Origin of the sequence: Micromonospora sp. SL4-19 (genome assembly GCF_047921475.1) — a bacterium.
GTDB lineage: Bacteria > Actinomycetota > Actinomycetes > Mycobacteriales > Micromonosporaceae > Micromonospora.
The window spans coordinates 1-26,536 of the sequence record NZ_JBLROB010000017.1 but is presented as its reverse complement, the minus strand read 5'-3'; the positions used below and the strand labels follow the sequence as shown (position 1 = coordinate 26,536).

Sequence of the window (26,536 nt, the reverse complement as noted above, 5' to 3'; positions counted from 1 at the left end):
CGGCCGCTGGGCCGGTGGGCGGCCCGGCCGGCGGTTAGGTTGAGGGCATGCGAGTCGTCATCGCCGGAGGCCACGGCAAGATCGCCAAGCTGCTCGAACGGGAACTCGCCGGGCGCGGCGACGTCGCGGTCGGGCTGATCCGCAACCCCGAGCACGCCGCCGCGCTGCGCGCCGCCGGCGCCGAGCCGGTCGTGGCCGACCTGGAACACACCGACGTCGACACCGTCGCCGCCCAGCTGGCCGGCGCCGACGCGGTGGTGTTCGCCGCCGGAGCCGGGCCGGGCAGCGGCGCCGCCCGCAAGGACACCGTCGACCGGGCCGCCGCGGTGCTGCTCGCCGACGCGGCGCAACGCGGCGGCGTCCGCCGCTACCTGCTGATCTCCTCGATGGGGGTGGACAAGCCGCCCGCGCCCGGCCGCGACGAGGTGTGGGCGGCGTACCTGCGCGCGAAGAAAGCCGCCGAGGACGACGTCACCGACCGGGACCTCGACGTGACCGTGCTGCGCCCCGGGCGGCTCACCGACGACGAACCGGTCGGGCGGATCACCCTCGCCCGGCACGTCGACCCCGGCGAGGTCACCCGCGCCGACGTGGCCCGGGTGCTGCTCGCCCTGCTGTACGACCCGGACACCGCCGGATTGACCCTAGAACTGGTCGGTGGGGAGACGCCGATCCTCGACGCGGTCCGCGCGGCCGTCGTCCGCTGACCGTCACCCGCCCGACGTCACTGCGCCCCACGACACTCGTCGGCCGCCGTGACGGGGTTCGGCCCGCGGTCAACCGACCGCCGGGCCGAACCCCGCGTCACCGCTCGTGGCGGGGCGGCAGGGCGACCCGCACCCGACCGGCACCCATCTCCGGCGTGCTGTTGGCGGCACTCACCTGGGCGGCGCCGGTGACCTCCGCGGCGATCCGGTCCATCGTCCGGGCCAGCTGCTCGCTGCCGTCGTCGAGGTGCCGGGCCGCCGCCTGCATGTGCGAGATCATCATTTCGCCGAAGATCCGCAACGCCTCCCGCGTCGCCACGGAGTCGTCGAAGTTCGCGCCGGAGCTGTTGCGGTAGTTGGCCACCGCCTGCTCGGCCTCCTGCTTCGCCTCCTCCGCCGCCGCACGCATGTAGCTCTCGTACTGCGTCTGGGCGTACTCGGCCACCCGCCGGGCGTAGTCGTGAGCCTGGGCGATGATCTGCTCGGCCTCCCGCTGGGCCGCCGACAGCAGGTTGACCTCCTTCGCCGCGGGCAGCTTCGCCGCCGCGCCGGCGCTCGGAATCACCCCGTGCCGATGCAGCTCCAGATGGTCGTTGAGCCGCTCGTTCTCGGCCCGCAGATTCGCGACGTGCGTCGCCAGCAGGTCCAGCTCGTCGGCCACCTGCATCCGGAACCGGTCCACGTCCGTCGGGTCGTACCCGCGGCGGGTGAACGACGACGTGCCGAACTCCCACCGGCGCACCCGGTCGGAGGTCATCCGGACCTGCACCGTGCTGGAGACCTGGGCCCCGTCATACCTGCTGATCGGGGTTGCGTTCACCGGACACCTCCGGAATCGTCCTGGGCGGTCGCCGTCCGCCACGTAGGACCGTACCAGTGCTTACCGAAACCCTCGTGGTGCAGCTGGCCGGCGTGATAACCCGCCCTGGTCAACATCGTCACGGAATGGCTGACCATCTCGTCCGACCCGCAGATGTAGACATGCCGGGACCGCCAGTCCCCGTCGGCCAGCGCCCGGTCCACCACGTGCGTGAACTCCCCCGGTCGCTGGAAGTCCGACCCCACCACGTAGGTGATGGTCAGCCACGGGTACGACGCGGCCAGCTTGTCGATCGCCTCGGTGTCGTAGAACTCGGCCCGCGAACGGGCCCCCAGGTAGAGGTCGACCCGACGGTGGGAACCCTCCGCCGCGATCTGCTCCACCAGCGACTTGATCGGGGCCCAGCCGGTGCCGCTGGCCAGCAGCAGCAGATCCGCCGACCCGGCCGGCCACAGCGTCAACCGGTCCCCCACCGGCGCGGCCAGGTGGATCTTGTCACCTACCGAGCACCCGTACACCAGCCGCGAGGACACCGCGCCACCCGGTGCCGCACGTACGTGCAGCTCCAGGGTGCCGTCGGCGCGCGGCGCGTTCGCCGGCGAGTAGAACCGCCACGACCGCACCGCCGGGTGGGACACCCCGATCGACTGGCCCGCCGTGAACGGCAGCAGGTACTGCGGACGCAGCGTCAGCACCGCCAGGTCGAACGTCCGCCGCTCGTGCCCGAGGATCTCGGCCACCCACCACGGCGGGTTCACCGACTCGGCAGCCTCCGCGGCGTCGATCATCACCTTCGAGACCAGCCCGTACGCGGCGGCCCAGTCCTGGGCCAGCTCTTCGGTCCACGCCTCGCCGAGGAAGTGCTGCAGCGTCGCCAGCAGCGCCTCACCGACCGCCGGGTAGTGCTCGGGGCGCACCGCGAACTTCCGGTGGTCGGCACCGAGATCCTGCAGGAACCCGACCAGGCTGTCGATCTGGTCCACGTTGGACACGATGTGCCCCAGCGCGGTCACCAGCCGGTCCCGTTGCCCGGCCATGTTCGTGGGGAACATCTGCCGGGTGTCCGGATGGGCCAGGAACAACGTTGAATAGAAATAGAGCGGCACCTGGTCGCTGTAGGCGGCGACCAGGGACCAGCTCTGCTTCAGCCGTGCGGCGTCCACACTCAGGCGTCCGTCCCGCGTCCCTCGGCCACGACCTGGTCCTGCACCTTCTCCAGGACGACCTGCACGTCGGTGACGATGTCCGCCGGCACACCCAGCTCCGTCAGCGTCGCGGTCAGGTGCTCGCCGACCTTGACGTAGTGCGCCACCGGGATGTTCAACGGCTTGTGCGCCTCGGCCAGGTCACGGCCGGCGTACTCGTTCGGGCCGCCGAGCACGACCGTCAGCATCAGCGCCAGGTGCCGGCGCTGCTCCGCCATGTTGATGTCGGCGAAGTAGCCGACGAGCTCCGGGTCGGCGAGCACCTTGTCGTAGAACAGGGCCACCGCGGCCTTGACCGAACTGGCGCCGCCGATGCGCTCGTAATGCGAGGGCGCGGTCTCTTCAATAACCGTCACGGTCGTTCCTTCCAGGGTGCAGGGCCGCGCCGGGGCGGCGCGGAGGGGCAACCGGTCGGCTGGCGGGGAGTTGCCGTGACGTCGTTGCCAGCGCGACCGTGTGGGACCCTAGCGCGCTATCCGGGCCACGTCACGTCCGGCCTATCAGATTCCTGACAGCGGCCGACCGGTCGCGCCGTCATCATCCGCACGGATGGGCACCTGGCCTTTACGGCCTGTCATCGGTGGCGCACCGCTCCACGTGACACCTTCCATCGTGGACAAGCAGCTCACCGCGCTGACCACGACGCCGACGACCCACCCGTGCGACCACCCCGCGACGCTATCGGACACCGCCACGGCACGCCAACGGACGAGTCCCACCAACCGGACCGGCCCGGTCGCGTCGACACACTGCGTCACCAACAAGGAATCGCGCCGGGCCTCAGCCGCGACGCGATCCCACAACTCTCCCCTGGCCGGTTCAGCCCGCCCGGCGCCGCGCCCGACGCGCCGCCAGCTCGTCACCCAGCGACTCCGGCGAGTCGTCGCCCGCCGGCTCGGCCGGCTCCGGGCCACCCACCTGCTCCGCCGGCAGATGCGACAGCGATCCCTGGATCTCCTTGAAGGCACCGCCGATCGCGATGCCGAAGACCCCCTGGCCACCCTGCAACAGGTCGACCACCTCCTCCGGCGACCGGCACTCGTACACCGATGTCCCGTCGGAGATCAACGTGATGCCCGCCAGGTCCGCCACCCCACGCGAGCGCAGCGCCTCGATCGCCTTCCGGATGTTCTGCAACGACACCCCGGCGTCCAGCAGCCGCTTCACGACCTTCAACACCACGAGGTCACGGAAGGAGTACAGCCGGGACGTCCCCGAACCCGACGCGTCCCGCACGCTCGGCACCACCAGCCCTGTCCGGGCCCAGTAGTCCAACTGCCGGTAACTGATACCCACCGCGTGGCATGCGGTCACACCCCGGTAACCCACCACGCCGTCACTGTCGGTGCCCGGCTCGGGCGGCGCCACGCCCGCCTGCTGCTCCGTACCCGGACCAGGATCTCGCGGCTCGTGCATCCGGACAACCTCCCCGCCCGTGCGGTGACGCGTCGGTTCCCCGTACGCGCACCCCTCGATACCGCAACCCTATAGCGGCCCACCGGAGTTACCACGGAGGAAACACCACGACACGCCGCGCCGCCACCGGAAGATCACCCACAGCAAAAGACCGTCACGATGAGTGACGGTCTTTTGTCGGTCCACGCCGGCCATCCCGGCCGGCACTCAACCCGCGAAGTCCTCCGGCCGCACCTGCTCCAGGAACTCCCGGAACTTCTCCACCTCGTCCTCCTGCTCGTCCGGGATCACGATCCCCGCCTCGCTGAGGACCTGCTCGGCACAACGAATCGGAGCCCCGACCCGCAACGCCAACGCGATGGAATCGCTCGGCCGCGCCGACACCCGCACCCCGTCACCGATCAACAGATCGGCGTAGAAGACGTTCTCCTTCAACTCGGTGATCTCCACCGCCCGCAACGGCGCCTGCAACGCCGCCAGCACGTCCCGCAGCAGATCATGAGTCAACGGCCGCGCCGGCTTGACCCCCTGCTGCTCATAGGCGATGGCCGTCGCCTCGACCGCGCCGATCCAGATCGGCAGATAGCGGTCCCCCTCGACCTCCCGCAGCAGGACGATCGGCTGGTTGCTGGGCAGCTCCACCCGAACTCCGACCACGCTCAGCTCGCGCACCGCCGCCTCCGTGTCGTTGTCACCTACGCCCGCACCGCGCCCTTCCCTGCACGGTACACGGACCGCGACACGAGAATCCCATACGCTACGTGCACCACGCCTCGCCAGAAAGGGGTTACCCCGGCAAGCCTACGACACGCTTGCCGAGCCAGATCTTTCCGCGCCCACCCCACGGCCTGGGGCCGGGCGCCTCACGACACCCGGCCCCACAAGCTCACCGACCCAACGTCGACCGCAGCCCCACCCGCACCAACGCCGCGTGCAGCTGCTGCGACAACGCCACCAACTCCCGCGCCGTCTCCGCCGCCCGAGCCCGCGCCGCCGGATCACTCTGCCGCGCCAACGGAGCCACCAACTGCGCGAACAGACCGACCTCCCGATCCGCCGCCGTCCGATAGCCCCGCAGATGCCGCGGCTCCAACCCGTACGCCGCCAACCCCGCAACCGCCCGCGCGATGATCAACGCGTCCGCGTCGTACCAGCCCGGCGGATCCGACACCAGCACGCCGAGCCGCTCCAACTCGGCCAGCGTCGACTCGTCGATGCCACTGCGGGAAATCAGGTCCGCCCGCCCCAGCCGCCCCTCGGACGACTCGGCGGGCCCCGCGGTCTCCCGGCCCGGCACCTCACCACCGGGACCGACCGCCACCAACGTCGGCCGCTGCCGCCCAGGCGCCGCACCCGACGCGTCCCATTCCGCCAACTGGTCACGGATCACCCGCAACGGCAGATACTGGTCCCGCTGCGCGGTCAACACGAACCGCAACCGCGCCACATCGTCCCAGCTGTACTTCCGGTACCCCGCCGGCGTCCGCTGCGGCTCCACCAGGCCCTCAGCCTCCAGGAACCGCAACTTCGAGATGGTGACGTCCGGGAACTCCACCCGCAGCTGCGCCAACACCTCACCGATGCTCATCAGCGGAGTGGAACGCGCCGCCCCGGGCGACGCCGAAGCCGCAGGCTCGTTCACCCCCGGCCGGCCTCCTCCGGACGCGGACCGGCGATGAACACCACCCGGAACTTGCCGATCTGCACCTCGTCACCATTGCTCAACGTGGCAGCCTCGACCCGCTCCCGGTTCACGTACGTGCCGTTCAGGCTGCCCACGTCCCGCACCGTGAACGTGCCACCATCCCGGTGGAACTCGGCGTGCCGCCGAGAAACCGTCACATCATCGAGGAAAATGTCACTGTCGGGGTGCCGGCCGCTCGTCGTCACATCGTGGTCCAACAGGAACCGGGCACCCGCATTCGGGCCGCGACGAACCACCAGCAGCGCCATCCCCGGCGGCAACGAACCGGACATCCGGCCCGGCACCACGTCGGTGTCCGGTCCCTCCAGCACTTCCTCGAGCGAACCGAGATTGAGCGTCGAAGTGACGTCGAGTGGGGGGAACTCGTCGTCTGGGCGCGTCATGGGGACCACCTCACGGATCTGTTCGGTCAGCGTCGGAGTAATGGCGGGTCTGGCCGCCGGGCAGTCACACACCCGGCGGCTGGCTCCCCGTGCCCGGGAAGGCGCATTCCACAACGCTCAACTATTGGGTTCTCGGTCGACTGGGCGAGCCTAGCCAGCGCCGAAAAGCAGGGCAACCGGACGCGCGGAGACGAGCCCCGCCGCCCGGCACGACACGATCAGCTCTCAGTGAGCTCGCGGTACGCACCAGCGGTCAACAAACCCTCGACCGCCGCCGGGTCATCCGGAGTGATCTCCACCAACCACCCCGCACCGTACGGGTCGGTGTTGATCAGCTCAGGGGTGTCGGCCAACGCCTCGTTGCGCGCCGCCACCGTGCCGCTCAGCGGCGCGTAGATCTCCGACACGCTCTTGGTCGACTCGATCTCACCCAGCGACGCACCCGCGGCCACCACCGCACCCGCGTCCGGCAACTGGACGAACACGATGTCACCCAGGGCATCCTGCGCGAAGTGCGTGATACCGACCCGGACGGCACCGCCGTCACCACCCGCCACCCACTCGTGCTCGGCGGTGTATCGCAGATCCTCAGGAATCACCAGCTGCGTCCTTCATCCATCGGTGCACCGGAAGAACCGGCGCGGCTGCCGCGACCGGTCAGGAAACCGGTCGGGCGTGTTCCAGCTTGATCGGCGCGTGCAGCTGCGAAACCTCGACAGCCTCACGATCCTCGACGATCACGTTACCGCCGGCATCCGACACCGATGCGACCACCCCGCCGGGGATGTTCAACGCCGTGCGCATCGTCGCCGAATCACCGATCACCAGGATGGTGTACGGACCGGTCAACCGCCGCCCGTCCACCATCAGGCCGCCGCCCTGCGCATCCACGAAATAGGTCGACGCGATGATCCGCACCGCCGAGCCGTCCGACCCGAGGATCTGCATCGCCTCCGCGCCCGCCCCCCGCAACTCCTGCACCGCGTCCAGGATCCGCATCGACGACATCGCCTTGTCCCCGCCCTGGAACCGCACCGACAGGCCCGGCCCCACCGCCGGCAACGTGCCCGCCAGAATGCCCAGCTCGTCCGCCCGCCGCGTCGCCTCGTCCAACGCCGCCTGCCGGCCCTGCTCACCCGAGCGCAACTGCCGCTGGCTGTCCTCCAACGCCGCGATGTCCTGCCGCAGCCGCCGCTCCCGCGAATCCAGATCCGACGAGATCCGGACCAGGTCCTCCTCGCGAGTCGCCGCCAGGGTCGGATCCGTCGACGTCGTCTTCAACTGCACGACCAGGGTGAACCCCAGCAACGCCAACAGCACCGCGATCATCGCACCCGCGGACGTCAACCGCCGCGACAACGGCACCGGCTCCGCCACTGCCACCGACCCGTCCGGCCCGTCACCCTCCGGCTCATCCGCCGGCGGCGCCTCCGCCTCCCGCTCGGCCGGCGCCAACGGGCTCAACTCGTCCGGATCGGGCGCGTCCGGCCGCGGATCCGGCTCACCCGCCGGACCCGAGGGCCGCGCCGGCTCCGCCGGCTCCGGCCAACCGGTCCCCGTCTCCCTGTGCTCCTCGCTCATCGCCACAAACCTACGCCCGGAACAGGTGCCGGCGGATCGCCGCCACGTTTCCGAAGATGCGCACCCCGAGCACGACCACCACACCGGTCGACAGCTGACCACCCACGCCCAACTGGTCCCCCAGATACACGATCAGAGCCGCCACCAGCACGTTCGAGATGAACGACACCACGAACTGCTTGTCGTCGAAGATCCGGTCCAGCTTCGCCCGAACCCCGCCGAACACCGCGTCGAGCGCCGCCACCACAGCGATCGGCAGGTACGGCTGCAACGCCGCGGGCACCGTGGGATCCAGATACACCCCGAGCACCACACCGACGAGCAACGCCAGCACCGCGATCATCGACCACCTCCGGAGGGGCTGGTAGACGCCCCGGACCGGGACGGCCCGGGGCTGGAAGAACCGGCGATGCCCGAACCCGACGCCGACGGGCTCGGACTCACCGAGGGCTCGGCGTAGCGTAGCCGCGGCTGGGGGGCCGCCGGCAGAGTGAGATCCGCCGCCTTCTTCACCCCGAACGACATCCCGGTGCTCCGCGCCACCTCACGCATGAGGGCCGCCGCCCGACTGTCGTCGAACCGCTCCCGCATCGAACCCGGGCCGATCGCCGTCACCTCGTACGGGCTCGTCACCGGCCGGTAGTCCACCAGGATCGCCTCGCCCGCCGTGCGGATCGTCGACGTCGCCGTCAACCGCTGCCCGTTGATCGCGACCGCCTCCGCGCCGGCCGCCCACAGATCGTTCGCCACCTTCTGCAGGTCCGAGTACAACACCTGGGACGGACCGGCATCCGCGCCGGTCACCGCGTTCTTGTCGCGCGGCGCGTCGGCCAGCCGCACCACGACACCGTCGCCGCGCACCCGACCCAGGCCCGTGCCGGCCTCCAGGTTCCGCAGCCGGGAGGCCTGCGAACCGCTCAACGCCGCGTCCCGCTCCCGGCCGACCTCCTCGCGCAGCTTGTCCGCGCGGTCCGTCAACCGGTCCGTCTCCGCCTCGCGCTGCTTGATCTCGGTGATCAACCCGGCCCGAGCCTTGGTCCGGCTCGGCTCCTCCGCGACCGTCTCCCGATAGGCCACCGCGAACAGGAACCCGATCACCACGATCACCGCCAGGCTGACCGGACGGGCCAGCTGCCGCCACCGCGACTGCGGCACCTGCGGCCGCCGCGCCGCCGCGTCGGCGTACCCGGGATCGAGGGGATTGCGGAACAGTTCGGTGAGGAAGTCCGGCGCGTACACCCGGGCCGACGGGTCACGGCCCTTGTCCCGGGGCGGCGCCGTCACGCCGCCGCTCCCGCGCGCCGGGCCCGCATCGCCCGGACCAGACGGCTGGCCTGTACCACGTACATCACACCGGCCACCCAGTAGAGCACCAGGCCCCACCAGGCCAGCCCCCAGCCGATCGCCCCGGCCGCCGTGGCGACGGCCGGCGACGCGGCGGCCAGCAGCAGAATCGGGAACGCGGCCAGCAGCAGGAACGTGGCCGTCTTGCCGACATAGTGCACCGGTGGCGGACCGTAACCGTAGCGGCGCAGCACCGCGAGCGAGCCGAGCAGGAGCAGCTCGCGGGCCAGCAGCGCCGCGGTGAACTGCCACGGCACCACCGCGCGCGCGGTGAACGCCAGCAGCGTGGCCAGGATGTAGAGCCGGTCGGCGAGCGGGTCGAGCAGCTCACCCAGGCGGCTGACCTGATCCAGCCGGCGGGCGATCCAGCCGTCCACCCAGTCGCTGGTGCCGCCGATCGCCAGCACCACGATCGCCGCCACGTCCGCCCGGACCACCAGGAAGAGGTAGAGGAAGAGCGGTACGCCGAGGAGCCGAACGAAACTGATCAAGTTCGGCAGGGTGAGCACCCGGTCCCCCACGACCGCCGTACCGCCGGGAGCCGGATGCTCCGATGGAGCCGGCCGACGCGACACCGAACCCTCCCTCCGCAGCACGGTCCGACGGCCGACCGAGATCGGCCGCGTCTCCTCCGGACGTGCGCGTTGCCGGCCGGTCAGCGCCGGCGCCCTGTGCGATCCCGGGCTGGGACCTCCCCGATGCGGCCCACGATCGCGGCGATCGTGGGCCGGCCAGTTGCGCTGCCACTATATCGGGCCGCTCCGACCGGTTCCGGGCCGTGTTTCCGGGGCTGGGTCGTCGTGTCTCTGGTGCCGTGTCGCACCACCCGTACGGCGTCCTAGGACGCTAGCTGGCAAGCGGGGCCGCGGCGCAGCGGATGGACCGGTCAGGCCGTACGAACGGCGGTGGAGTCGGCATCGGCCGGCACGGCGCCCAGCGCCGCCGCCTGACCGAACGCGACCAGGGCCAGCAGCAGCTCGTGCTGGACCCGGTTGGGCATCCGGTCCAGCACCGCCTGGACCGCCTGGTGCCGCCGCTCGGTCAACTCCCGCAGCAGGGTCTCGGCCGCCCCGGTGGGGATCAGCCGCACCTCGCGCCGGTCCCGGGGATCCGCCGCGCGGCGCAGCAGGCCGACCGCCTCCAGCCGGTCACAGAGCCGGCTCGCCGACGACGGTACGACCTCCAGCAGCTCGGCCAGCCGGTTCACGTTGGTGTTCGGGTGCGACATGATCAGCGACAGCACCCGCAACTGCGTCGGGGAAACGGGAACGGTGTGCGGGGCGGTCGCCGAGTCGAGCACACCGATGAGCGCCTCGGCAGCCGCATCGATGGCCGCAGCCAGGTCCGGAGGTCGCTCCACCCGCTGTCCCCCTGCGATCGTCCCGCTCGTGTTCACCCCGCCGGTCCGGTTACTGCCCGCCCGCGCTGTCAGGAGGGCTGGAACCGCGCCAGTCCAGGCAGACGACGACCGCGTCGTCGCGGAGATCCGCGTCGGCGTGGTACGCGTGCAGTTCGCGCATCACCGTACCAACTGCTTCGGTCGCCGGCTGCAACCGAGTGGAGCGCATTGATCGCGCCATCGTCCTCTCCCCGTAGGGCTCCCGGCCGTCCGGCTCCGCCGCGTACACCCCGTCGCTTACCACGAAGAGCCGGTCCCCCGGCTCCACCGTGAACTCCTGAGCGTCGTACCGGGTCTCGGCGAACATGCCCAGCGGCAGCTGCTGCTCGAGCGCGATCGGGGCGACCGTGCCGCCGCGCAGCCGCAGCACGTGCGGTGAGCCCGCGTCGACCGCCTTCACCAGGCCCCGCCGGGTGTCCATCTCCAGCAGCAGCGTGGCCACGTGCCGGCTCCCCCGGTGCTCGTAGAAGATCGTGTCCGAAGCCAGCTCGGCCTGCTCCACCAGGCTCCCGCCGGAGCGGCGCGCGTTACGCATGGCGTTGACGGTCACCGCGGTGAGCAGGGACGCGGCCAGGCCGCTGCCGGCACCGTTGAGCACCGTGAGGGTGAGCCGGTTCCCGTCCACCGACCAGTCGAAGTGGTCCCCGCTCACCGTGTACGCCGGCTCGAGCTGCCCGGCCAGCACGAAGTCGCCGTGCGTGACGCTGCGCCCGGGCAGCAGGTCCCACTGCATCTCGGCGGCCATGCTGAGCCGTTCCCGCCGGCGGGCGCACCGGTACCGGTCCGTCTCCCGGTCGGCCGCCCGCAGTGCGACAGCCAGGTCGCCCGCGACGTCCAGGGCCGCCTCGACGATCCCCGGGTCGGGCGCGGCCGGTAGCTCGACCATCAGCACCCCGAGCCGCTCGCCCCACACCGACAGCGGCAGGTAGGCCCGGCACCGGCCGTCCTGGCCGGTGTCCAGCACCGGCTGCTGACTGCTGAAGCACCGCTGTGCCATACCTCGGCAGGCGAGGAAGCCGCCGTCGGGCAGGTCCGGGTCGAGCACCGGCCAGAGCCCGCTGGACCGGTAGTCGGCGATGAACACCTCGGTCCGCGACACGTCGAGCGCTAGGCGGATCGCCCGGTCGGCGGCCTCCGCCAACTGGTCGGGCGGCGCCGCCCGCAGCGCGCGCGACACCTGTCCGGGCGCATCCGGCATGCTCATCCTCCGAAGACGACTATTGCTATAGGGCAAGCATGATACGGAGAAGGATCGAGCGCCGGCTGCCCGGTACCGGCCGGTCGCGACCGCCCGCCCGCCCACCCGTCCGACCTGCGGGGATGCGCGTGCCGAGGAATCCGGCCGCCGTGCCGCACCGGCGGCAGCCGGCGGTGGCCGGGTGACAGGTCCGGCTCCGGCGTATCGCCCCGGCGCCGCACCGCCCGCCGTGATACTGGCCGCGGGCGTCCGGCGGCCAGGAGGTGCAGCGGTGAACTCGGCGAACGGTGCGGCGGTGGTGGTCGGGGTGGACGGCTCGGAGTCGGCGCTGCGAGCCGTCCACCTCGCGGCGGCCGAGGCCGCCCGACGCCACCGGCCGCTGCGGGTGGTGCACGGCTTCGTCTGGTCGCTGCTGCGCGTATCAGGGGAACCGCCCGCCGGTGGACCACCCGGCAGCGGCCTGCGGCACCAGGCCGAGGAGTTGGTCGCGGCGGCGGTCGCCGCCGCGGAGGCGGCCGCGCCCGGGCTGCGCGTCTCGGGGGAGATCATCGACGGGCAGGCGTCGGCGGTGCTGCTCGGCGAGTCCCCCACCGCCACGATGATCGTGCTCGGCGACCGCGGCCTCGGCGGTTTCGCCTCCCTGGTGATCGGCTCGGTGGCCGTCCAGGTCGCCGCGCACGCCGACTGCCCGGTGCTGGTGGCCCGCGGCGCGCAGCGACCGGCCGGCCCGGTGGTGGTCGGGGTGGACGGCTCGGTCATCTCCCGGGCCGCGGTCGAGTTCGCCGCCGAGGAGGCGGCACTTCGCGGCGCCCGGCTGCACGCCGTGCACGCCTACACCCACCCGGTCTCGACCGGCCCCGCCGACATGCAACCCCTGGTGTACGAGGAGAGCCAGCTGCGCGGCGAGGAGGACCGGATCATGGCGGAGTCGCTCACCGGGCTGGACGACCGCTACCCGGACGTGCCGCTGACCCGCGAGGTGGTGCACGGCCGACCGGTCGCCGTGCTCACCGAGACCACCCGCACCGCCCAACTGATGGTCGTGGGCGGGCAGGGCCGGGGCGAGCTGACCGGTCTGCTGCTGGGGTCGGTGAGCCAGGGGGTGCTGCACCACGCCGATTGTCCGGTGGCCGTGGTCCGCTCCCCCGACTGAACGGTTGGCACCGCCGCGGGCGGGTAGACGGTCCGGACAGCCCCAGCGACCGGAGGAGGCGGGGATGCCAGGACCACGGCCGGGCAGCAACGCGTACGACAAGGAACGGGCGCGGCTGCGCGATCTCATCGAGAATTCCGGGCGCGCGGCCGATCAGGAGGCGAACCAGGTCGCGAACCGGATCCTGCAGGACGACCGCGGCCAGCGGGGCGTCGTACGGGGCGAACGGACGTTCGGCCCCAAGGGCGAGCGCGAACCGGGCGATCCGAAGTGAGGGCTACGCCCGTGGTCGACGGCGCCATCGCCGGCGCCGTCGGCACCGCCGCGTTGAACATCGTCACCTACCTGGACATCGCGACCCGGGCCCGCCCGGTGAGCAGCACGCCGGAGGAGAGCGCCGGGCGGCTGGCCGACGCGGCGCACCTCGACCTGGGGCCGGAGAAGAAGGCGGCCAACCGGCGGTCGGGCATCGGGGCCATCATCGGTTACGCCACCGGCATCGCCGCCGGGGCCGCCTTCGGCGTGTTGGCAGCCCGGCGGCGGATCCCGCTGCCGATGGCCGCGGGACTGCTCGGCGGCGGGGTGATGGCGACCTCCGACGGGTCGCTCGCCGTGCTGGGCGTGAGCGATCCCCGGACGTGGCGGCGAACCGACTGGGTGGCGGACATCGTGCCGCACCTGGCGTACGGAATGGCGGCCGCAGCCACCTGGCGGAGGCTGCGGCCGCCGACGCGGCGGGGTCGTTAGCGGCCCCGCCCGCTCTCGTCGTCGGCCACCGGCTCGCCGGCCGGGCCGTACGGCGACACCTGCCCCTTGGGCACCGGCCGCCCGACGTCCGCGTTGGACGAACCGCGGTTGCGCGGATTCCCCGCGGCGCCGGGCACCTTGCTGTCCTGGCTGGTGGCACCCCGGTTGTTGCGGCGGAACTCCTCCTGCTGCGGATTGACCACGGGTCTCTCCTTCCCGGTGGGAGCACGCGGCGTGGGCCGCGCACGTGACCGGCGTACCCGCCGGGGCCGAGCGCATTCCGGGCCCGGGCGGGCGTCTGGGCCGGCCCGCGGCGGGTACGCCGACGGGATGCCGAACGATCGGAACGTGGCGCGGGCGCTGCTGGACCGGCAGGATCGCACGTACGCCGAGGAGGCGGGGATCGCGCTCGCCGACCGGCCCGCGCCGCTCTACCAGCTGCTGGTGCTCGCGACGCTGCTGAGCACCAGGATCCGGGCCTCGGTGGCGATGGCGGCGGCCCGGGAACTCTTCGCCGCCGGCTACCGGACCCCGCAGGCCATGGAGGCGGCGAGCTGGCAGGACCGGGTGGACGCGCTCGGCCGGGGGCACTACCGCCGGTACGACGAACGCACCGCCACCATGTTGGGCACCGGTGCGCGGCTGTGCCTGGACCGGTGGCACGGGGACCTGCGCCGGATGCACCGGGAGGCCGACGGTGACCGCGACGCGCTGCGCCGGCTGCTGATCGAGTTCCCCGGCATCGGCCCGACCGGCGCGGACATCTTCCTGCGCGAGGCGCAGACGGTGTGGCCGGACGTCCGCCCGTACGCCGACCGGCGGACGCTCGCCGGGGCGCGACGGCTGGGCCTGCCGGCCAACCCGGGCGGGTTGGCCGGGCTGGTGGGCGAGGCCGACTTCGGGCGGCTCGCGTCGGCGCTGGTGCGGGTGGCGCTCAGCGAGGAGTCGGCGCGAGAGGTCAGCCGGACGGCCGCGGCGCGCTGAACCGCACGGGGCCGGATCGGGCGTTACTTGGCCGCGGGTCGGGTCAGGTAGTAGACGAGCAGGGCCGCGAGCACGGCGATCAGCACGACGCCGCCGGAGACACCGCTGCCCTCGCCGCCGTTGCTGCGGTGCCCGGTGGCGCCGAAGTAGATCACCGCGAGCCCGACCAGCACCGCGATGGACGTCCGCAATCCTCGGTCCCTCACAGCTCGGCACGGTACGTCCGGTCAACGCCTGTCCATACCGTTTTCGGCCACCGGTCCCCCGTCCGGGGTACAACCGCGCCAGCTGGTCGCCGGGCCGCCGGTCGCGGCTCACCGCTCGAGGCCGCCGGCTCACGGCTCCGGGCCCCCTGTGGCGGGGCCGCGCAGGCGTACCCGGCGGATCGCCCGGTCGGCGACCTCCACCACCTCGATGGTGAGCCCAGGCAGCCGCACCCGCTCTCCCGGGCCGGTGGGCAGGCGCCCCAGCCGGGCCAGGACCAGCCCGGCGACCGTGGCGTACTCCCGGGACAGCGGGAACGTCAACTGTACGCCGGCATCGGGCAGGTCGTGCAGCGGGAAGTCGCCGGGGATCACCAGTGCGCCGTCCGGCTCCCGCACCGCCCGGCGCACGTACCGGTCGGTCTCGTCGTACACCTCGCCGACGACCTCCTCGAGCAGGTCCTCCATGGTGACCAGGCCGTCGATCCCGCCGTACTCGTCGACCACGAGTGCGAGCTGCTCGTGACGTTGGCGCAGGTGGCGGATGGCCTCGGCGACCGGCAGGGTGCCGGGCAGCAGCAGCGGCTGCCGGGCCCGCTGGCCGGTGGTGACGCCGTCGCCGTTCACCAGGTCGCGGATGTGCACCACCCCGCACACGTCGTCCAGGCCGCCGGGGCCGGTGACCGGCGCGCGGGAACGCCCGGCCGCGGCGAGCCGGCGAATCGCCTCCGGCGCCGACATCGCCGCCGGCAGGATCATCACGTCGCGGCGCGCCACGAGGATCTCCCGCAGCGTACGACCGGCGATCTCGAACGCCCCGGCGACGATCTCCCGCTGCTGCGCCGACAGCCCGCGCTGGGTGGCCAGCATCTCCCGCAGCTCCTCCTCGGTCACCTCCGGCCGGCTCGCCCGGGGATCCCCGCCGGCCAGCCGGACCAGCAGGTCGGTGGTGCGGCTGAGCAACCACACCGCCGGGCGGGACAGGCTGGACAACAGGTCCAGCGGCGCGGCGCTGAGCAGTGCCCAGCGTTCGGCCCGCTGCATGGCCAGCCGTTTCGGGGCGAGCTCGCCGACGACCAGCGTGATGAAGGCCAGCACGATCGTCACCAGCAGCACCGCGACCGGGTGCGCGGCCCGGCCGAGAAAGCCCAGCGGGCCAGCCAGCCGCTGCGCGAGGGACACCGCGGCGGCCGCCGAGGCCAGGAATCCGGCGAGGGTGATGCCGAGCTGGATGGTGGCCAGGTAGCGGTTCGGCTCCCGGGCCAGTCGGACCAGCCGCGCCCCGCGGCGCCCCGCTCGGCCCAGCCGCCGCAGCTGCCCCTCGCGCAGCGTCACGATGGCCATCTCGCTGCCGGAGAGCGCCGCGTTGACCAGCACCAGGACCAGCACGAGGATGAGCTGCCCGCCCATCCGAACCCCCTTCCGGCCCGACGGTCAGTCGTTCTCCAGGTCGTCCAGGGAGATCGCGTGGGTCATCAGCCACCGGGCCAGCGCGGCCATCCCGAACAGCCACAGCGGCGCCGACTCGGTGGTGCCGTTCGTGGCGAAGATGGCGAACCGCAGGTCCGGTGCCCGGTACGCCTCGATCCGCCACTGATGGTTCTTGTCCCGCCAGACCGCCGAAGGGTCCATGGCGTCACCGTAGGTGACGAGGCGCCCCCACCGGTGCCGGTTGGCCCACGCGCGCGGCTCACCAGGCGGGCACGACGTAGTCCCCGAGCAGCTCGCCCAGCCCCGCCACGGTGGCGGACAGGACCAGACCGCCGAGCAGCAGCCAGCCCAGTCCGGCCCAGCCGGTGCGGCGGGGCCCGGCCGACGGCACGTCGCCCCGCCACCGCTCCCGGTACAGCCAGGCGAGCAGGCCGACGCCCAACGGCAGCGAGCCGATCCAGAACCAGTACCAGCGGGTACCCGCCACCGGTGGGGGCCCGGTCACCAGCACGACCAGCCAGCCGAGGCCGAGTGCCGCGCCGAGCAGCCCCGCCGCGCCGGCGAGCCGGTCGGCCGGCGCGACCCCGCCACGACTGCCCGCCGCCTGGGCGAGCGGGTCGTCGACGGGGTCGCTGCCGTACGGCGCGCCTCCGTCCGGGGCTCCCACACTCGCGTAGCGGACCTGCCCGTCGGGACGGCTCCAGACGACCATCGAGCCTTCCGACGCGTACCGGGGGCGCGGCCGGCGGCCCCAGGCACCGACGTCGGTGGCCCAGCCGTCGGCGCGGGACCAGGTGACGACCCGATCCGCACGGAGGTCGCGGTCCCACTCCGCCTGGTCGGCGGCGCGGGGCGCCGTCCACCAGGCGAGGGCCGCCCAGACGAGCCAGCACACGACCACCGCGACCGGGAAGGCGCGACGGCGCAGGCGTGCCAGGCCGAGGCGGGCGGTGTCGTGGGGCGGTGTGATCATGGCGTCACCCTGGCATGCCGGCGCAACGAGTCAGCCCGGTGGTGCCACCACCTCACGGGCGTCGTCGGGCAGCCGGCGGGTGGCACCGCGCCGGTCCAGCAGCTCCAGCAGCGGCACCGCCACCCGGCGGGTGGTGTCGAGGGCCTGCCGGGCGGCGCTGAGCGTGAACGGCTGCGGCAGCCGGGCCAGGACCTGGATCGCGTCGTCGAGCGCGCCCGGCAGCAGCACCACGTTCTCGGCCAGCTTCAGCAGCGCGCCGGCCCGGACGGCCGCCCCGATCTCCTGCGGGCCGAGGCCGAGATCGGCGAGGCGGTGCGCCTCGGGGGCCTGGAAGGGGCGGGCGCCGTACTCGGCGCGCACCCGCTCGACCGCGCGGGCGACCGGTGCGGGCAGGACGTCGGCCGGGGCGGCGGTGACCCGGCCGGCGTGCAGCCGCAGCGGCGGCCGCGCCAGCGCCGCCACCAGGGCCCGGTCGGGCAGGTCGAGACGCTGGCGCAGCACGTCCACCGGCACGCCGGGTTCCAGCGGGTGCTCGCCGGCGTACCGGGCGACCTCCGCGGTGAGGTGCGCGGCCAACGCCCGCCAGTGCTCCGGGTCGGCCAGCCAGTCCCCCGCGAGCGGGGCGGCGGTGACGGGCACCCCCATCCGGATCAGCTCGCCGGCTCTGACCAGGCGCCGGCGGCGCAGCTCACCGGCCAGGTCGGGGCGGCCGTCGAGCCCGGCGAGGACGGCGGCCCGGGCGGCGGCCGCGCCACGCCGGCGCAGCGGCGGCGGGTCCACGTCCAGCACGGTCACCCCACCGGCGACGTGCTGCCGGCCGGGGTCGCGCAGCAAGGCCCGGTCACCGATCAACAGCGGCAGCGGCCGGGCGAGCCGCAACCGGACGGTGTCCGGGCCGAGCGGGCGCACCCGGGCGGGTACGGCGGCGGACCCCACGTGCAGGGTGAGGGTGGCCGGCAGCTCGGCGGCCAGGTCTCCGGCGAGCCGCACGTCGAGCAGCTCGGTGCGGCGGAACCGCCCCGGGCTGAGCAGCGCGTCGCCGCGGGCGATCCGGTCCCGGGACACCCCGCGCAGGTTCACCGCCACCCGGGCGACCGCGTCGACCCCGTCTCGGGCGGAGTTGCACGAGTGCAGGCCGCGGACCCGCACCGGCTCACCGGTGGCGGCGAGTTCGAGCTGGTCGCCGACGCGCAGCCGGCCGCCGCCGAGGGTGCCGGTGACCACCGTGCCGCTGCCGCGGATGGTGAACGAGCGGTCCACCCAGAGCCGGACCGGGGCGTCGAGCACCGGGACCGGCAGCCGGGCGACCAGGCGGTCCAGGGCGGCCCGCAGCTCGGGCAGGCCGGCGCCGGTGATGCCGCTGACCGGCACCGCCTCCACCGCGCCGAGGGAGGTGGCGGCGATCTCCGCCCGGGCCCGGGCCAGGGCCGGCCCCGGATCGGCCAGGTCCGCGCGGGTCACCGCCAGCAGTCCGTACGACACCCCGAGCGCGTCCAGCGCGGCCAGGTGCTCGGCGGACTGCGGCATCCAGCCCTCGTCAGCGCCGACGACGACCAGCGCGGCGGGGACCGGGCCGACGCCGGCGAGCATGTTCGGCACGAACCGCTCGTGCCCGGGCACGTCGACGAAGGCGATGGTCCCGCCGGAGGGCAGGGTGGTCCAGGCGAAGCCGAGGTCGATGGTCATGCCCCGGCGGCGTTCCTCCGACCACCGGTCGGGTTCCATCCCGGTCAACGCCCGAACCAGGGTGGACTTGCCGTGGTCGACGTGCCCGGCGGTGGCGACGACCCACACGGCTACCCGCCCGCCCGCAGGATCGCCGCGCGGACGTCCGCGTCCGCGTCGGCCGGTACGCAGCGCAGATCGAGCAGCAGCCGGCCGCCCAGCACCCGGCCGAGGACCGGCGGCTCGCCGGTGCGCAGCGGCTCGGCGTACCGCTCGGGCAGGCTCAGCGCCCACGAGTCGAGTTCCACCCCGGGGGCGCCGCCGCCACCGACCACCGCGACGGTGGGCACCACCTCGGCCTTGCACCCGTCCTCGCCGAGCCGGTCGCGGAGCCGTTCCACCCGGTCGCGCAGCCCGGCCAGGTCCACGTGCAGCGCGTTCCGGGTGGGGGTGGCCGGGTCGTGCAGGGTGGCGGCGAGCGCGGCGAGGGTGAGCTTGTCCACCCGAAGCGCCCGGGCGAGAGGGTGCCGGCGCAGCCGATCGACCAGCTCGGCCGCGCCGAGCAGCAGGCCGGCCTGCGGGCCGCCGAGCAGCTTGTCACCACTGGCGGTGACCAGGTGGGCGCCGGCGCGCAGGGTGGTGGCGGCGTCCGGCTCGTCGGGCAGCAGCGGGTCGGGAGCGAGCAGCCCGGAGCCGATGTCGGCGACCACGGGTACGCCGAGGGTGGCCAGCTCCCGGACCGACACGGCCGAGGTGAAGCCGGTGACCACGAAGTTCGACGGGTGCACCTTGAGCACGAACCCGGTACGCGGGCCGACCGCGGCGGCATAGTCGGCGAGCGTGGTGCGATTGGTGGTGCCCACCTCGCGTAGCCGGGCGCCGGTGCTCTCCAGCAGGTCCGGCAACCGGAAGCCGTCGCCGATCTCGACCAGCTCGCCGCGACTGACCACGATCTCCCGGTCGGCCGCGAGCGCGGTGGCGGCCAGCACCAGGGCGGCGGCGCCGTTGTTGACCACGTGCACGGCCGGCGCGTCGGGCACGACGGCGGCGAGCGCGGCGAGCGCGTCCCGGCCGCGGCGGGCCCGTCGCCCGGTCCGCAGGTCCAGCTCCACATCGGTGTGCCCGGCGGCCGCGACGAGGGCCGCGACGGCGGGGGCCGACAGCGGGGCCCGGCCGAGGTTGGTGTGCAGCACGACGCCGGTGGCGTTGAGCACCGCCCGGGGCGCGGGCGGGGGCAGCTCGGCCAGCGCGGTGTCGCGTACCTCGTCGGGGGCGATCTCGCCGTGGCGGGCGCGCTGCTGGGCCCGGACGATCGCGGCCTTGACGCGGTCGCGGCCGAGCGTGCCGACGGCGGCGGCGAGGGCCGGATCGGCGAGCAACGCGTCGGTGCGCGGCACGCGCCGCCTCGGGTCGGCGTCACGCATCGGGTCATCTCCCTGGCATGCCTCACAGAGGCGGCGTCCCCCGGCAGCTTGGCGGAGACGGACGGGAATCGAACCCGCCTGGCCCGGGTCCCGGACCACACCGGTTTTGAAGACCGGGAGGGGCACCAGCCGCCTGAACGCCTCCACGCAGCAGTCAACCACAGCCGCAAGCCGTGGAGACAGCGAGGTGTCAGTCCCGCCCGGCCGCGCGCCGGTCGGCGCGTTCGCGCTGCGGCACGACGGTGTACCTGGGATCCTTCGCCGAAGCGATCCCACCGTGGAAGATGCCGAACCGGGTGCAGACGGAGGCGGCGAGCAGCGCGCCGCCCGAGAGGGCGGACACCACCCGGTTGCGGCGGCCGACCAGCGCGCCGGCCAGCCCGGCGGCGGTCAGCGCCCGGCCGGCGCGCAACAGCCTGCCGGCGGTGCCGGTCGCATAGGGCTCGCTGAGCAGGCCGAGCCGGTGCTCCACCCGGTGGGCGCCCCACAGCTCCAGGGCCGCGCCGGCGACCGCGAACCGCCGGGCCGGGCCGGCCTGGGCGGTGGGCGCGGCCAGCAGCCCCACGCCGGCGCCGCTGGCCAGGGCGCTGCCCGCGAAGATGACCGGCAGTTCCGGGTACGCCTCGTGCCACGACGGCACGGCCGTGTCGGCGAGCAGCACCCCGGTGTACGTGGCCAGCGCCGGGGCGGTGACGGCGGCGACCAGCCCGGCGGCCTGCCCGGCAGGGGGCAGCACCTTGCGGCCGAGGCCGAGCAGCCCGCGCTCGGGCAGCCAGGGAGCGGCCTCGGCGACCGCCGCGACCCCGGCGGCCGGCCCGAAGGTGGTGAGGATCCAGGTGCCCACGGACATCGGCGAGGTCAGCTTCGCCACCCGCAGCATGTGGTGGAACCGGCTCGGCTTGCCGAGGTCGTTGACGAGGAAGTACGCGCTGGCGGTGACCGCCGCGAGGGAGGTGAGCCGGCCGGCGCGGCGCAGCGCCGGCCGCCCGGTGAGCTGCCCGCCGGCGGCGAGCAGCGACGACCCGGCCGCGAGCCCGCCGGTGAACAGGTATGCGGCGATGTCCCACTTCCACACCGGGGCCTTGAGGATGGGCCGGCCGTAGTAGGAGGTGAACTCGGCCGGCGGAACGTTCACCTGCTCCCCACCGCCGCCCTTGCGCCCCCGCCGTCGGGGCCGCTCGACCGGCTCGGCGTCGCGCGGCGCGGGCGTGCGGCTGCCGCGTTCCGGCCCCTGGGCGGCCAGCCGTTCGCGGAAGCGGCGGAACAGGGCGCCGACCGGGGCGCGCTCCGGACTCACGATGAACCTCCGACAAACGCGGCGACGGCCGCCGCCGCCATGGCCAGGGCGGCCAACCCGGCCCGCTTCCACATCTTCGGCAGGTCACGGGTGGTGACCACCGGGTCCGGCGGCAGGCCGTACACCTCGGGTTCGTCGAGCAGCAGGAAGAACGCGCCGTCGCCGCCCACGCCGTCGGTCGGGTCGTGGCCATAGAGGCGGGCCTCCGCAACCCCCCGCTCGTGCAGGGTGGCGACCCGCTGGGCGGCGCGTTCGCGCAGCTCGTCGAGGGGGCCGAACTGGATGGACTCGGTCGGGCAGGCCTGCGCGCAGGCCGGAGTCAGCCCGGCGCCGAGCCGGTCGTAGCAGAGCGTGCACTTCCATGCCCGGCCATCGCCCTTGCGCTGGTCGATGACCCCGTACGGGCAGGCGGAGATGCAGTAGCCGCAGCCGTTGCAGATGTCCTCCTGCACCACGACGGTGCCGAACTCGGTCCGGAACAGCGCGCCGGTCGGGCAGACGTCCAGGCAGGCCGCGTGGGTGCAGTGCTTGCAGACGTCCGACATCATCAGCCAGCGGAAGTCGGTACGGGACTCCGCGCCGGTGGCCCGGCCGGGTGGCTGCGGGCCGGGCATGCCGAGGAATTCCGGGCCGGCGGCCATCGGGGCGGCGGCCTCGGGCTGCCCGGGAGGCACCCCGGGGGCGGTGCCGGTGTCGTTGGCCGCGCCGGCGGCCGACGCGGCGCTGGTCGGGCTGGCCGCCGGGCCGGTCGGGTTCGCCGCGAACGGCGCGGTGCGGTGCCCGGCCGGACGCGGCTGCTCGATGAAGGCGACGTGCCGCCACGAGTTGGCGGTCAGCGCGCCCGTGTTGTCGTATGACATGCCGAGCAGGTCGAAGCCCGAGTCCGGGACACCGTTCCACTCCTTGCAGGCCACCTCACAGGCCTTGCAGCCGATGCAGACGCTGGTGTCGGTGAAGAAGCCCACCCGAGGTCCGGCGGCCGTCCAGCCGGCGTCCGGGGCCGGGTCCAGCGGGCCGTAGAGGCTGTTGGCGTCAGGCATCGCCGTCGACCTCCCGCACGGACGCGTCGGTCGTGACGATCGGCGGCCGCCCGCCGGTCAGCCCGGCCCGGCGCCGGTAGTCCGCCACGAGGGTCAGCAGGGCCGCGCCGGTGGGTCGGCGGCCGGGCCGGATGTCGCAGGTGCCGATCTTGCTCTCCTGGATCAGGACGTTCGGGTCGAGGGTGATGCCGAAGAGGTCGTTCACCGAGTCGCCGGTGACCAGGCCCTCCCGACCGAAGTGGTACGGCAGCCACACCTGGTGGATGATCCTCCCGTCCACGCGCAGCGGGGTCAGCCGGTCGGTCACCAGGACCCGTGCCTCGATCGCCGCCCGCCCGCTGATCAGGTGGGCCCAGCCGAGGTGCGCCAGCCCGACCTCGGCCGCCAGTTCCGGGGAGACCTCGACGAACATCTCCGGCTGCAGCTCGGCCAGCCGCGGGACGGTACGGCTCATGCCGCCGGCCGTGTGGTGCTCGGTCAGCCGGCTCACGGTGAACACGTACGGGAACACGTCCGTGTGCGGCTGCGGCGGACTCGGGTTCACCGAGTTCACCGGGTGGTCGAAGATCTTGCGGGTCGGGTTGCCCTGCTGCCCGTACAGCGGGTTGCGCATCAGCGACTCGGCCGGCTCGTAGTGCGTGGGCAGCGGGCCGTCCTGCAGCCCGCTCGGCACGTACAGCCAGCCCTTGCCGTCGCCCTGCATGACGAACGGGTCGTCGCCGGCGAGACCCTCGGGGCCGGTGGTGCCCGCCGGCGGCCGGTAGGTGGGCGCCTTCGTCCTCTCGAAGTCGGGCACGTCGTAGCCGGTCCACTCGCCCCGCTCGGCGTCCCACCAGACGTACTTCTTCCGCTCGCTCCACGGCCGGCCCTCGGGATCGGCGGAGGCGCGGTTGTAGAGGATGCGCCGGTTCGCCGGCCACGCCCAACCCCACTCGGCGGCCACCCAGTCCTGTTCGTGCCGGGACCTGCGCCGGGCGGCCTGGTTGACCCCGTCGGCATAGACGCCGGAGTAGATCCAGCAGCCGACCGCGGTCGAGCCGTCGTCCTTCGCCTCGCTGAACGCCGACAGCGGACGACCGGTGGCCACCTCGTATCCGTTGATCTCCTTGAGCACGTCCTCGGCGCTGGGCTCGGCGTGCCGCCCGTGCGTGGGATAGTCCCAGCTGAGGTCCCGCAGCGCGCGGTCCCGCGGCTGGTCCGAGCCGGCCAGCTTCTCCCGGACGACCCGGCCGAGGTGGTAGAAGAACCACAGCTCGGAGCGGCAGTCCCCCGGTGGGTCGACGGCCTTCTCCCGCCACTGCAGCAGCCGCTGGGTCTGGGTGAAGGTGCCCTCCTTCTCGACGTGGCTCGCCGCCGGCAGGAAGAACACCTCGGTGCGGCACTCCTCCGGGACGATCTCGCCGGTCTCGACCTCCGGGCTGTTCCGCCAGAACGTGGCACTCTCGATCATGAACAGGTCGCGGACGACCAGCCAGTCGAGGTTGGCCATGCCGAGCCGCTGGGCCTTGCCGTGGGCGGAGCCTACCGCCGGGTTCTGGCCGAGCAGGAAGTAACCCTTGACCTTTCCGTCGATCATGTTCAGGACCGTCTGGTACGTCCCGTGGTCGCCGGTCATCCGGGGCAGGTAGCCGTAGCAGAAGTCGTTCTCCGGCGTGGCCGCGTCACCCCAGTAGGCCTTGAGCAGGCTGGCGCCGAAGGTCCGCGCCTCGTGCCAGTAGCCCTTCTGGCCCGGGTGGCGGATGCCGTCCACCCACTCGTCGAACGTCACGTGGTCCGTGCAGCGCGGCATCGGCAGGTAGCCCGGCAGCAGGTTGAACAGCGTCGGGATGTCGGTCGAGCCCTGGATGCTGGCATGCCCGCGCAGCGCCAGGATGCCACCGCCCGGTCGGCCCATGTTGCCCAGCAGCAGCTGGATGATGGCGCCGGCGCGGATGTACTGCACGCCCACGCTGTGCTGGGTCCAGCCCACCGAGTAGATCAGCACACCGGTCCGCTCCCGGCCGGAGTTCTCCGCCCACGCCCGGGCCAGCTCCAGGAACTTATCCTGCGGGATGCCGCAGACCCGCTCCACCATCTCCGGCGTGTAGCGGGAGAAGTGCCGCTTGAGGATCTGGTAGACGCAGCGCGGGTGCTGCAATGTCTCGTCCCGCCGGACCTGGCCGCCGACCGGCATGCCGTGCGACTCGTGCCGCAGCGCCGCCGCCGTCTCCCGCTCCCCGTGCGTGTCGCGGCCGTTTCGCTCGTGGCCCGCGTACTGCCAGCTGCGCTGGCCGTACGTGTGGGTCTCCGGGTCGTACCCGGAGAACAGGCCATCCAGATCCTCGGTGTCGACGAACTCGTCGCTGACGATGGAGGCCGCGTTGGTGTACGCCAGCACGTACTCCCGGAAGTCCAACTCGTTCTCCAGGATGTAGCGCACCACGCCGCCGAGCAGGGCGATGTCGCTGCCGGCCCGGATCGGCAGGTACGTGTCGGCCAACGCGCTGGTCCGGGTGAACCGGGGATCCACGTGGAAGACCTTCGCGCCCCGCTTCTTGGCCTCCATCACCCACTGGAAGCCCACCGGGTGGGCCTCGGCCATGTTGGAGCCCTGGATGATGACGACGTCAGCGTTGGCGACGTCCTGCTGGAAATCCGTCGCGCCACCGCGACCGAAGCTGGTCCCCAGACCGGGGACGGTGGCGGAGTGTCAAATACGGGCCTGGTTCTCGATCTGGAGGGCCCCCATCGCCGTGAACAGCTTCTTGATGAGGTAGTTCTCCTCGTTGTCGAGGGTGGCCCCACCGAGGCTGGCGATGCCCAGCGTCCGATTGAGCGGCCGGCCCTCCTCGTCGACGTCCTCCCAGGTCTCGGCGCGGGCGGCGATGACCCGGTCGGCGATCATGTCGAGCGCGACGTCGAGGTCCAGGTCCTCCCACTCGGTGCCGTACGGCCGGCGGTAGCGGACCTTGGTCGGCCGCAGCGGACTGGTCACCAGGCTCTTGCTGGCCGAACCCTTCGGGCAGAGCCGACCGCGGGAGATCGGACTGTCCGGGTCGCCCTCGATCTGGGTGACCTGCCCGTCCTTGACGAAGACCCGCTGCCCGCAGCCCACCGCGCAGTACGGGCAGACCGATCGGGCCACGCTGTCGGCGGTCTCGGTGCGCGCGGTCAGGGCCGCCGACCGGGCCGACCGGGCCGCGGCGCCCCGGCCCAGCGGGTCGGTGCCGGTGAGCTGCCGGTAGACCGGCCACCCCGCGATGAAGGTCCTCAGACCCACCGCGGCACCTCCTTCCCCGCCGGCGGGAAGCTGACCTCCTGAACCTTACAGCGTGTCTCAATAGTTGGTTGGGTCATGAGACACCGCCCGTCTCGGGCGTCCCTGCCGTCACGGATATTCGTGGCGGCAGGGTTCCTCCGTCATCGGGGCTGGTTTCACCGGCGCGTGAGCGCTGGCCAGAGCCGTCCCCTCGGGAGGCGTTGATGTCCGGGCCTCGTGCTTCGGGGTCCCGGGTCTGGGCATGGTGTTGCTCGGCCCAGACGGCGAGGTTGACCGCCGCGTTGACGTCCCGGTCCGCCGTGTGCCCGCACTCGTCGCAGCGGAAGATGCGTACGGACAGGGGTAGGGCCGGGCCGATGGTGGCGCAGGCACTGCACATTCTGGTGGACGGGTACCAGCGGGGTGCCCGGGTGGCCTGCCCGCCGCGCCAGCGTTGTTTGTAGCTGATGATGCGGGCCAGGTCGGCCCAGCCGGCGTCGGAGATGGCGGCGGCCAGACGCCGGTTACGTAGCAGGCCGGCGGTGTGCAGGTCTTCCAGAGCCAGCCGGTCGTGGGTCTTGACCAGCCGGTTGGCGACCTTGTGCAGGAAGTGGCGACGCACG

The 26,536-nt window shown here is 73.2% G+C and carries 30 protein-coding genes and 1 tRNA gene; 5 read left to right on the top strand and 26 right to left on the bottom strand.

The genetic code is table 11. The annotated features are described in order from the left end of the window. Window positions 1-47 precede the first annotated feature (47 nt). Window positions 48-707 (top strand): NAD(P)H-binding protein, encoded by a 660-nt coding sequence (locus tag ACNAVT_RS20195; protein WP_416298434.1) that lies wholly within the window; start codon window positions 48-50, stop codon window positions 705-707. 97 nt (window positions 708-804) lie between these two features. On the opposite strand, the gene ACNAVT_RS20190 is transcribed toward ACNAVT_RS20195, so the two are convergent. The 14 genes from ACNAVT_RS20190 to ACNAVT_RS20125 form a co-directional block, all read right to left on the bottom strand. After that, window positions 805-1,527, bottom strand: coding sequence for a DivIVA domain-containing protein (locus ACNAVT_RS20190; protein ID WP_416298433.1), 723 nt, complete (start codon window positions 1,525-1,527; stop codon window positions 805-807). Continuing rightward, entirely contained in the window at window positions 1,524-2,690 is a 1,167-nt protein-coding gene (locus tag ACNAVT_RS20185; RefSeq protein ID WP_416298431.1) for a globin domain-containing protein, read from the bottom strand. Before ACNAVT_RS20185 ends, ACNAVT_RS20190 begins: the two co-directional genes overlap by 4 nt. A 2-nt stretch (window positions 2,691-2,692) precedes the next feature. Next, window positions 2,693-3,088 carry a group I truncated hemoglobin gene (locus ACNAVT_RS20180; protein WP_416298429.1) on the bottom strand — a complete coding sequence of 132 codons (396 nt, stop codon included), beginning with the start codon at window positions 3,086-3,088 and terminating at the stop codon, window positions 2,693-2,695. Between the two features lie 463 nt (window positions 3,089-3,551). Beyond that, entirely contained in the window at window positions 3,552-4,148 is a 597-nt protein-coding gene (locus tag ACNAVT_RS20175) for a MerR family transcriptional regulator (RefSeq protein ID WP_416298428.1), read from the bottom strand. 207 nt (window positions 4,149-4,355) lie between these two features. Continuing rightward, window positions 4,356-4,820, bottom strand: a complete 465-nt coding sequence (locus tag ACNAVT_RS20170; RefSeq protein WP_073833177.1) for a bifunctional nuclease family protein — start codon at window positions 4,818-4,820, stop codon at window positions 4,356-4,358. A 214-nt stretch (window positions 4,821-5,034) separates the two neighbouring features. After that, window positions 5,035-5,736 (bottom strand): MerR family transcriptional regulator, encoded by a 702-nt coding sequence (locus tag ACNAVT_RS20165; RefSeq protein ID WP_416298426.1) that lies wholly within the window; start codon window positions 5,734-5,736, stop codon window positions 5,035-5,037. A 50-nt stretch (window positions 5,737-5,786) separates the two neighbouring features. Next, window positions 5,787-6,236, bottom strand: a complete 450-nt coding sequence (locus tag ACNAVT_RS20160; protein ID WP_416298594.1) for an FHA domain-containing protein — start codon at window positions 6,234-6,236, stop codon at window positions 5,787-5,789. 218 nt (window positions 6,237-6,454) lie between these two features. Continuing rightward, window positions 6,455-6,835 carry a glycine cleavage system protein GcvH gene (gene gcvH / locus ACNAVT_RS20155; protein ID WP_416298424.1) on the bottom strand — a complete coding sequence of 127 codons (381 nt, stop codon included), beginning with the start codon at window positions 6,833-6,835 and terminating at the stop codon, window positions 6,455-6,457. A 58-nt stretch (window positions 6,836-6,893) separates the two neighbouring features. Further along, the gene (locus ACNAVT_RS20150; protein WP_416298423.1) at window positions 6,894-7,817 is read right to left on the bottom strand and encodes a DUF881 domain-containing protein; all 924 of its coding nucleotides are present in this window, start codon (window positions 7,815-7,817) and stop codon (window positions 6,894-6,896) included. A 10-nt stretch (window positions 7,818-7,827) separates the two neighbouring features. After that, the gene (locus tag ACNAVT_RS20145) at window positions 7,828-8,160 is read right to left on the bottom strand and encodes a small basic family protein (protein WP_091118685.1); all 333 of its coding nucleotides are present in this window, start codon (window positions 8,158-8,160) and stop codon (window positions 7,828-7,830) included. Further along, window positions 8,157-9,101, bottom strand: coding sequence for a DUF881 domain-containing protein (locus ACNAVT_RS20140; RefSeq protein ID WP_416298421.1), 945 nt, complete (start codon window positions 9,099-9,101; stop codon window positions 8,157-8,159). The genes ACNAVT_RS20145 and ACNAVT_RS20140 overlap by 4 nt, the downstream gene beginning before the upstream one ends. Further along, on the bottom strand, window positions 9,098-9,736 hold the full coding sequence (locus ACNAVT_RS20135) for a CDP-alcohol phosphatidyltransferase family protein (RefSeq protein ID WP_416298419.1): 639 nt from the start codon (window positions 9,734-9,736) through the stop codon (window positions 9,098-9,100). Before ACNAVT_RS20135 ends, ACNAVT_RS20140 begins: the two co-directional genes overlap by 4 nt. A 311-nt stretch (window positions 9,737-10,047) precedes the next feature. After that, a complete protein-coding gene (locus tag ACNAVT_RS20130) occupies window positions 10,048-10,521 on the bottom strand; it encodes a MarR family transcriptional regulator (protein WP_416298417.1) in 474 nt (157 codons plus the stop codon). A 49-nt stretch (window positions 10,522-10,570) separates the two neighbouring features. Beyond that, on the bottom strand, window positions 10,571-11,758 hold the full coding sequence (locus tag ACNAVT_RS20125; protein WP_416298593.1) for a PP2C family protein-serine/threonine phosphatase: 1,188 nt from the start codon (window positions 11,756-11,758) through the stop codon (window positions 10,571-10,573). A gap of 271 nt (window positions 11,759-12,029) precedes the next feature. On the opposite strand from ACNAVT_RS20125, the gene ACNAVT_RS20120 reads away from it, so the two are divergent. The 3 genes from ACNAVT_RS20120 (at window position 12,030) to ACNAVT_RS20110 (ending at window position 13,658) form a co-directional block, all read left to right on the top strand. After that, window positions 12,030-12,911, top strand: a complete 882-nt coding sequence (locus ACNAVT_RS20120) for a universal stress protein (protein WP_416298415.1) — start codon at window positions 12,030-12,032, stop codon at window positions 12,909-12,911. Window positions 12,912-12,975: 64 nt separating this feature from the next. After that, window positions 12,976-13,185: a phosphatidylethanolamine-binding protein gene (locus tag ACNAVT_RS20115; RefSeq protein ID WP_091118689.1), complete on the top strand. Its 210-nt coding sequence runs from the start codon at window positions 12,976-12,978 to the stop codon at window positions 13,183-13,185. Then, window positions 13,182-13,658, top strand: coding sequence for a hypothetical protein (locus tag ACNAVT_RS20110; protein ID WP_416298413.1), 477 nt, complete (start codon window positions 13,182-13,184; stop codon window positions 13,656-13,658). Before ACNAVT_RS20115 ends, ACNAVT_RS20110 begins: the two co-directional genes overlap by 4 nt. Here the strand turns inward: ACNAVT_RS20110 and ACNAVT_RS20105 are convergent. Then, the gene (locus ACNAVT_RS20105; RefSeq protein ID WP_416298412.1) at window positions 13,655-13,861 is read right to left on the bottom strand and encodes a hypothetical protein; all 207 of its coding nucleotides are present in this window, start codon (window positions 13,859-13,861) and stop codon (window positions 13,655-13,657) included. The genes ACNAVT_RS20110 and ACNAVT_RS20105 overlap by 4 nt on opposite strands. Window positions 13,862-13,988: 127 nt before the next feature. Here ACNAVT_RS20105 and ACNAVT_RS20100 point away from each other — a divergent pair, with 127 nt between their 5' ends. Then, complete coding sequence (locus ACNAVT_RS20100) at window positions 13,989-14,642, top strand: hypothetical protein (protein WP_416298411.1); 654 nt, start codon at window positions 13,989-13,991, stop codon at window positions 14,640-14,642. Between the two features lie 23 nt (window positions 14,643-14,665). On the opposite strand, the gene ACNAVT_RS20095 is transcribed toward ACNAVT_RS20100, so the two are convergent. From ACNAVT_RS20095 to ACNAVT_RS20045, 11 genes are all read right to left on the bottom strand, one after another. Beyond that, window positions 14,666-14,848 (bottom strand): hypothetical protein, encoded by a 183-nt coding sequence (locus ACNAVT_RS20095; protein ID WP_416298598.1) that lies wholly within the window; start codon window positions 14,846-14,848, stop codon window positions 14,666-14,668. Window positions 14,849-14,977: 129 nt separating this feature from the next. Next, on the bottom strand, window positions 14,978-16,255 hold the full coding sequence (locus tag ACNAVT_RS20090) for a hemolysin family protein (RefSeq protein WP_416298409.1): 1,278 nt from the start codon (window positions 16,253-16,255) through the stop codon (window positions 14,978-14,980). A gap of 24 nt (window positions 16,256-16,279) precedes the next feature. Then, entirely contained in the window at window positions 16,280-16,477 is a 198-nt protein-coding gene (locus ACNAVT_RS20085) for a hypothetical protein (RefSeq protein ID WP_416298408.1), read from the bottom strand. Window positions 16,478-16,535: 58 nt separating this feature from the next. Then, window positions 16,536-17,249: a hypothetical protein gene (locus ACNAVT_RS20080; RefSeq protein ID WP_416298407.1), complete on the bottom strand. Its 714-nt coding sequence runs from the start codon at window positions 17,247-17,249 to the stop codon at window positions 16,536-16,538. A gap of 30 nt (window positions 17,250-17,279) precedes the next feature. After that, entirely contained in the window at window positions 17,280-19,043 is a 1,764-nt protein-coding gene (gene selB / locus ACNAVT_RS20075) for a selenocysteine-specific translation elongation factor (RefSeq protein WP_416298405.1), read from the bottom strand. Window positions 19,044-19,045: 2 nt separating this feature from the next. Then, the gene (gene selA / locus ACNAVT_RS20070; RefSeq protein ID WP_416298403.1) at window positions 19,046-20,338 is read right to left on the bottom strand and encodes an L-seryl-tRNA(Sec) selenium transferase; all 1,293 of its coding nucleotides are present in this window, start codon (window positions 20,336-20,338) and stop codon (window positions 19,046-19,048) included. 49 nt (window positions 20,339-20,387) lie between these two features. Beyond that, a tRNA-Sec gene (locus ACNAVT_RS20065) sits at window positions 20,388-20,483 on the bottom strand. Between the two features lie 45 nt (window positions 20,484-20,528). Further along, a complete protein-coding gene (gene nrfD, locus ACNAVT_RS20060; RefSeq protein ID WP_416298402.1) occupies window positions 20,529-21,635 on the bottom strand; it encodes an NrfD/PsrC family molybdoenzyme membrane anchor subunit in 1,107 nt (368 codons plus the stop codon). Beyond that, on the bottom strand, window positions 21,632-22,675 hold the full coding sequence (locus tag ACNAVT_RS20055; RefSeq protein WP_416298400.1) for a 4Fe-4S dicluster domain-containing protein: 1,044 nt from the start codon (window positions 22,673-22,675) through the stop codon (window positions 21,632-21,634). The genes nrfD and ACNAVT_RS20055 overlap by 4 nt, the downstream gene beginning before the upstream one ends. Further along, on the bottom strand, window positions 22,668-25,934 hold the full coding sequence (fdh, locus tag ACNAVT_RS20050; protein WP_416298398.1) for a formate dehydrogenase: 3,267 nt from the start codon (window positions 25,932-25,934) through the stop codon (window positions 22,668-22,670). Before fdh ends, ACNAVT_RS20055 begins: the two co-directional genes overlap by 8 nt. A gap of 73 nt (window positions 25,935-26,007) precedes the next feature. Continuing rightward, window positions 26,008-26,536, bottom strand: a 529-nt coding sequence (locus tag ACNAVT_RS20045; protein WP_416298396.1) for an RNA-guided endonuclease InsQ/TnpB family protein, incomplete at its 5' end; no start/stop codon positions are given.

Excerpts from the sequence above, each read along its gene's own strand:
- ACNAVT_RS20090 (WP_416298409.1), bottom strand. The coding sequence starts at position 16,255 with ATGGGCGGGCAGCTCATCCTCGTGCTGGTCCTGGTGCTGGTCAACGCG.
- ACNAVT_RS20100 (WP_416298411.1), top strand. The coding sequence starts at position 13,989 with ATGCCGAACGATCGGAACGTGGCGCGGGCGCTGCTGGACCGGCAGGAT.
- ACNAVT_RS20195 (WP_416298434.1), top strand. The coding sequence starts at position 48 with ATGCGAGTCGTCATCGCCGGAGGCCACGGCAAGATCGCCAAGCTGCTC.
- ACNAVT_RS20150 (WP_416298423.1), bottom strand. The coding sequence starts at position 7,817 with ATGAGCGAGGAGCACAGGGAGACGGGGACCGGTTGGCCGGAGCCGGCG.
- ACNAVT_RS20160 (WP_416298594.1), bottom strand. The coding sequence starts at position 6,236 with ATGACGCGCCCAGACGACGAGTTCCCCCCACTCGACGTCACTTCGACG.
- ACNAVT_RS20145 (WP_091118685.1), bottom strand. The coding sequence starts at position 8,160 with ATGATCGCGGTGCTGGCGTTGCTCGTCGGTGTGGTGCTCGGGGTGTAT.
- ACNAVT_RS20085 (WP_416298408.1), bottom strand. The coding sequence starts at position 16,477 with ATGGACCCTTCGGCGGTCTGGCGGGACAAGAACCATCAGTGGCGGATC.
- ACNAVT_RS20125 (WP_416298593.1), bottom strand. The coding sequence starts at position 11,758 with ATGCCGGATGCGCCCGGACAGGTGTCGCGCGCGCTGCGGGCGGCGCCG.
- ACNAVT_RS20080 (WP_416298407.1), bottom strand. The coding sequence starts at position 17,249 with ATGATCACACCGCCCCACGACACCGCCCGCCTCGGCCTGGCACGCCTG.
- ACNAVT_RS20165 (WP_416298426.1), bottom strand. The coding sequence starts at position 5,736 with ATGAGCATCGGTGAGGTGTTGGCGCAGCTGCGGGTGGAGTTCCCGGAC.
- selA (WP_416298403.1), bottom strand. The coding sequence starts at position 20,338 with ATGCGTGACGCCGACCCGAGGCGGCGCGTGCCGCGCACCGACGCGTTG.
- ACNAVT_RS20115 (WP_091118689.1), top strand. The coding sequence starts at position 12,976 with ATGCCAGGACCACGGCCGGGCAGCAACGCGTACGACAAGGAACGGGCG.
- ACNAVT_RS20055 (WP_416298400.1), bottom strand. The coding sequence starts at position 22,675 with ATGCCTGACGCCAACAGCCTCTACGGCCCGCTGGACCCGGCCCCGGAC.
- ACNAVT_RS20175 (WP_416298428.1), bottom strand. The coding sequence starts at position 4,148 with ATGCACGAGCCGCGAGATCCTGGTCCGGGTACGGAGCAGCAGGCGGGC.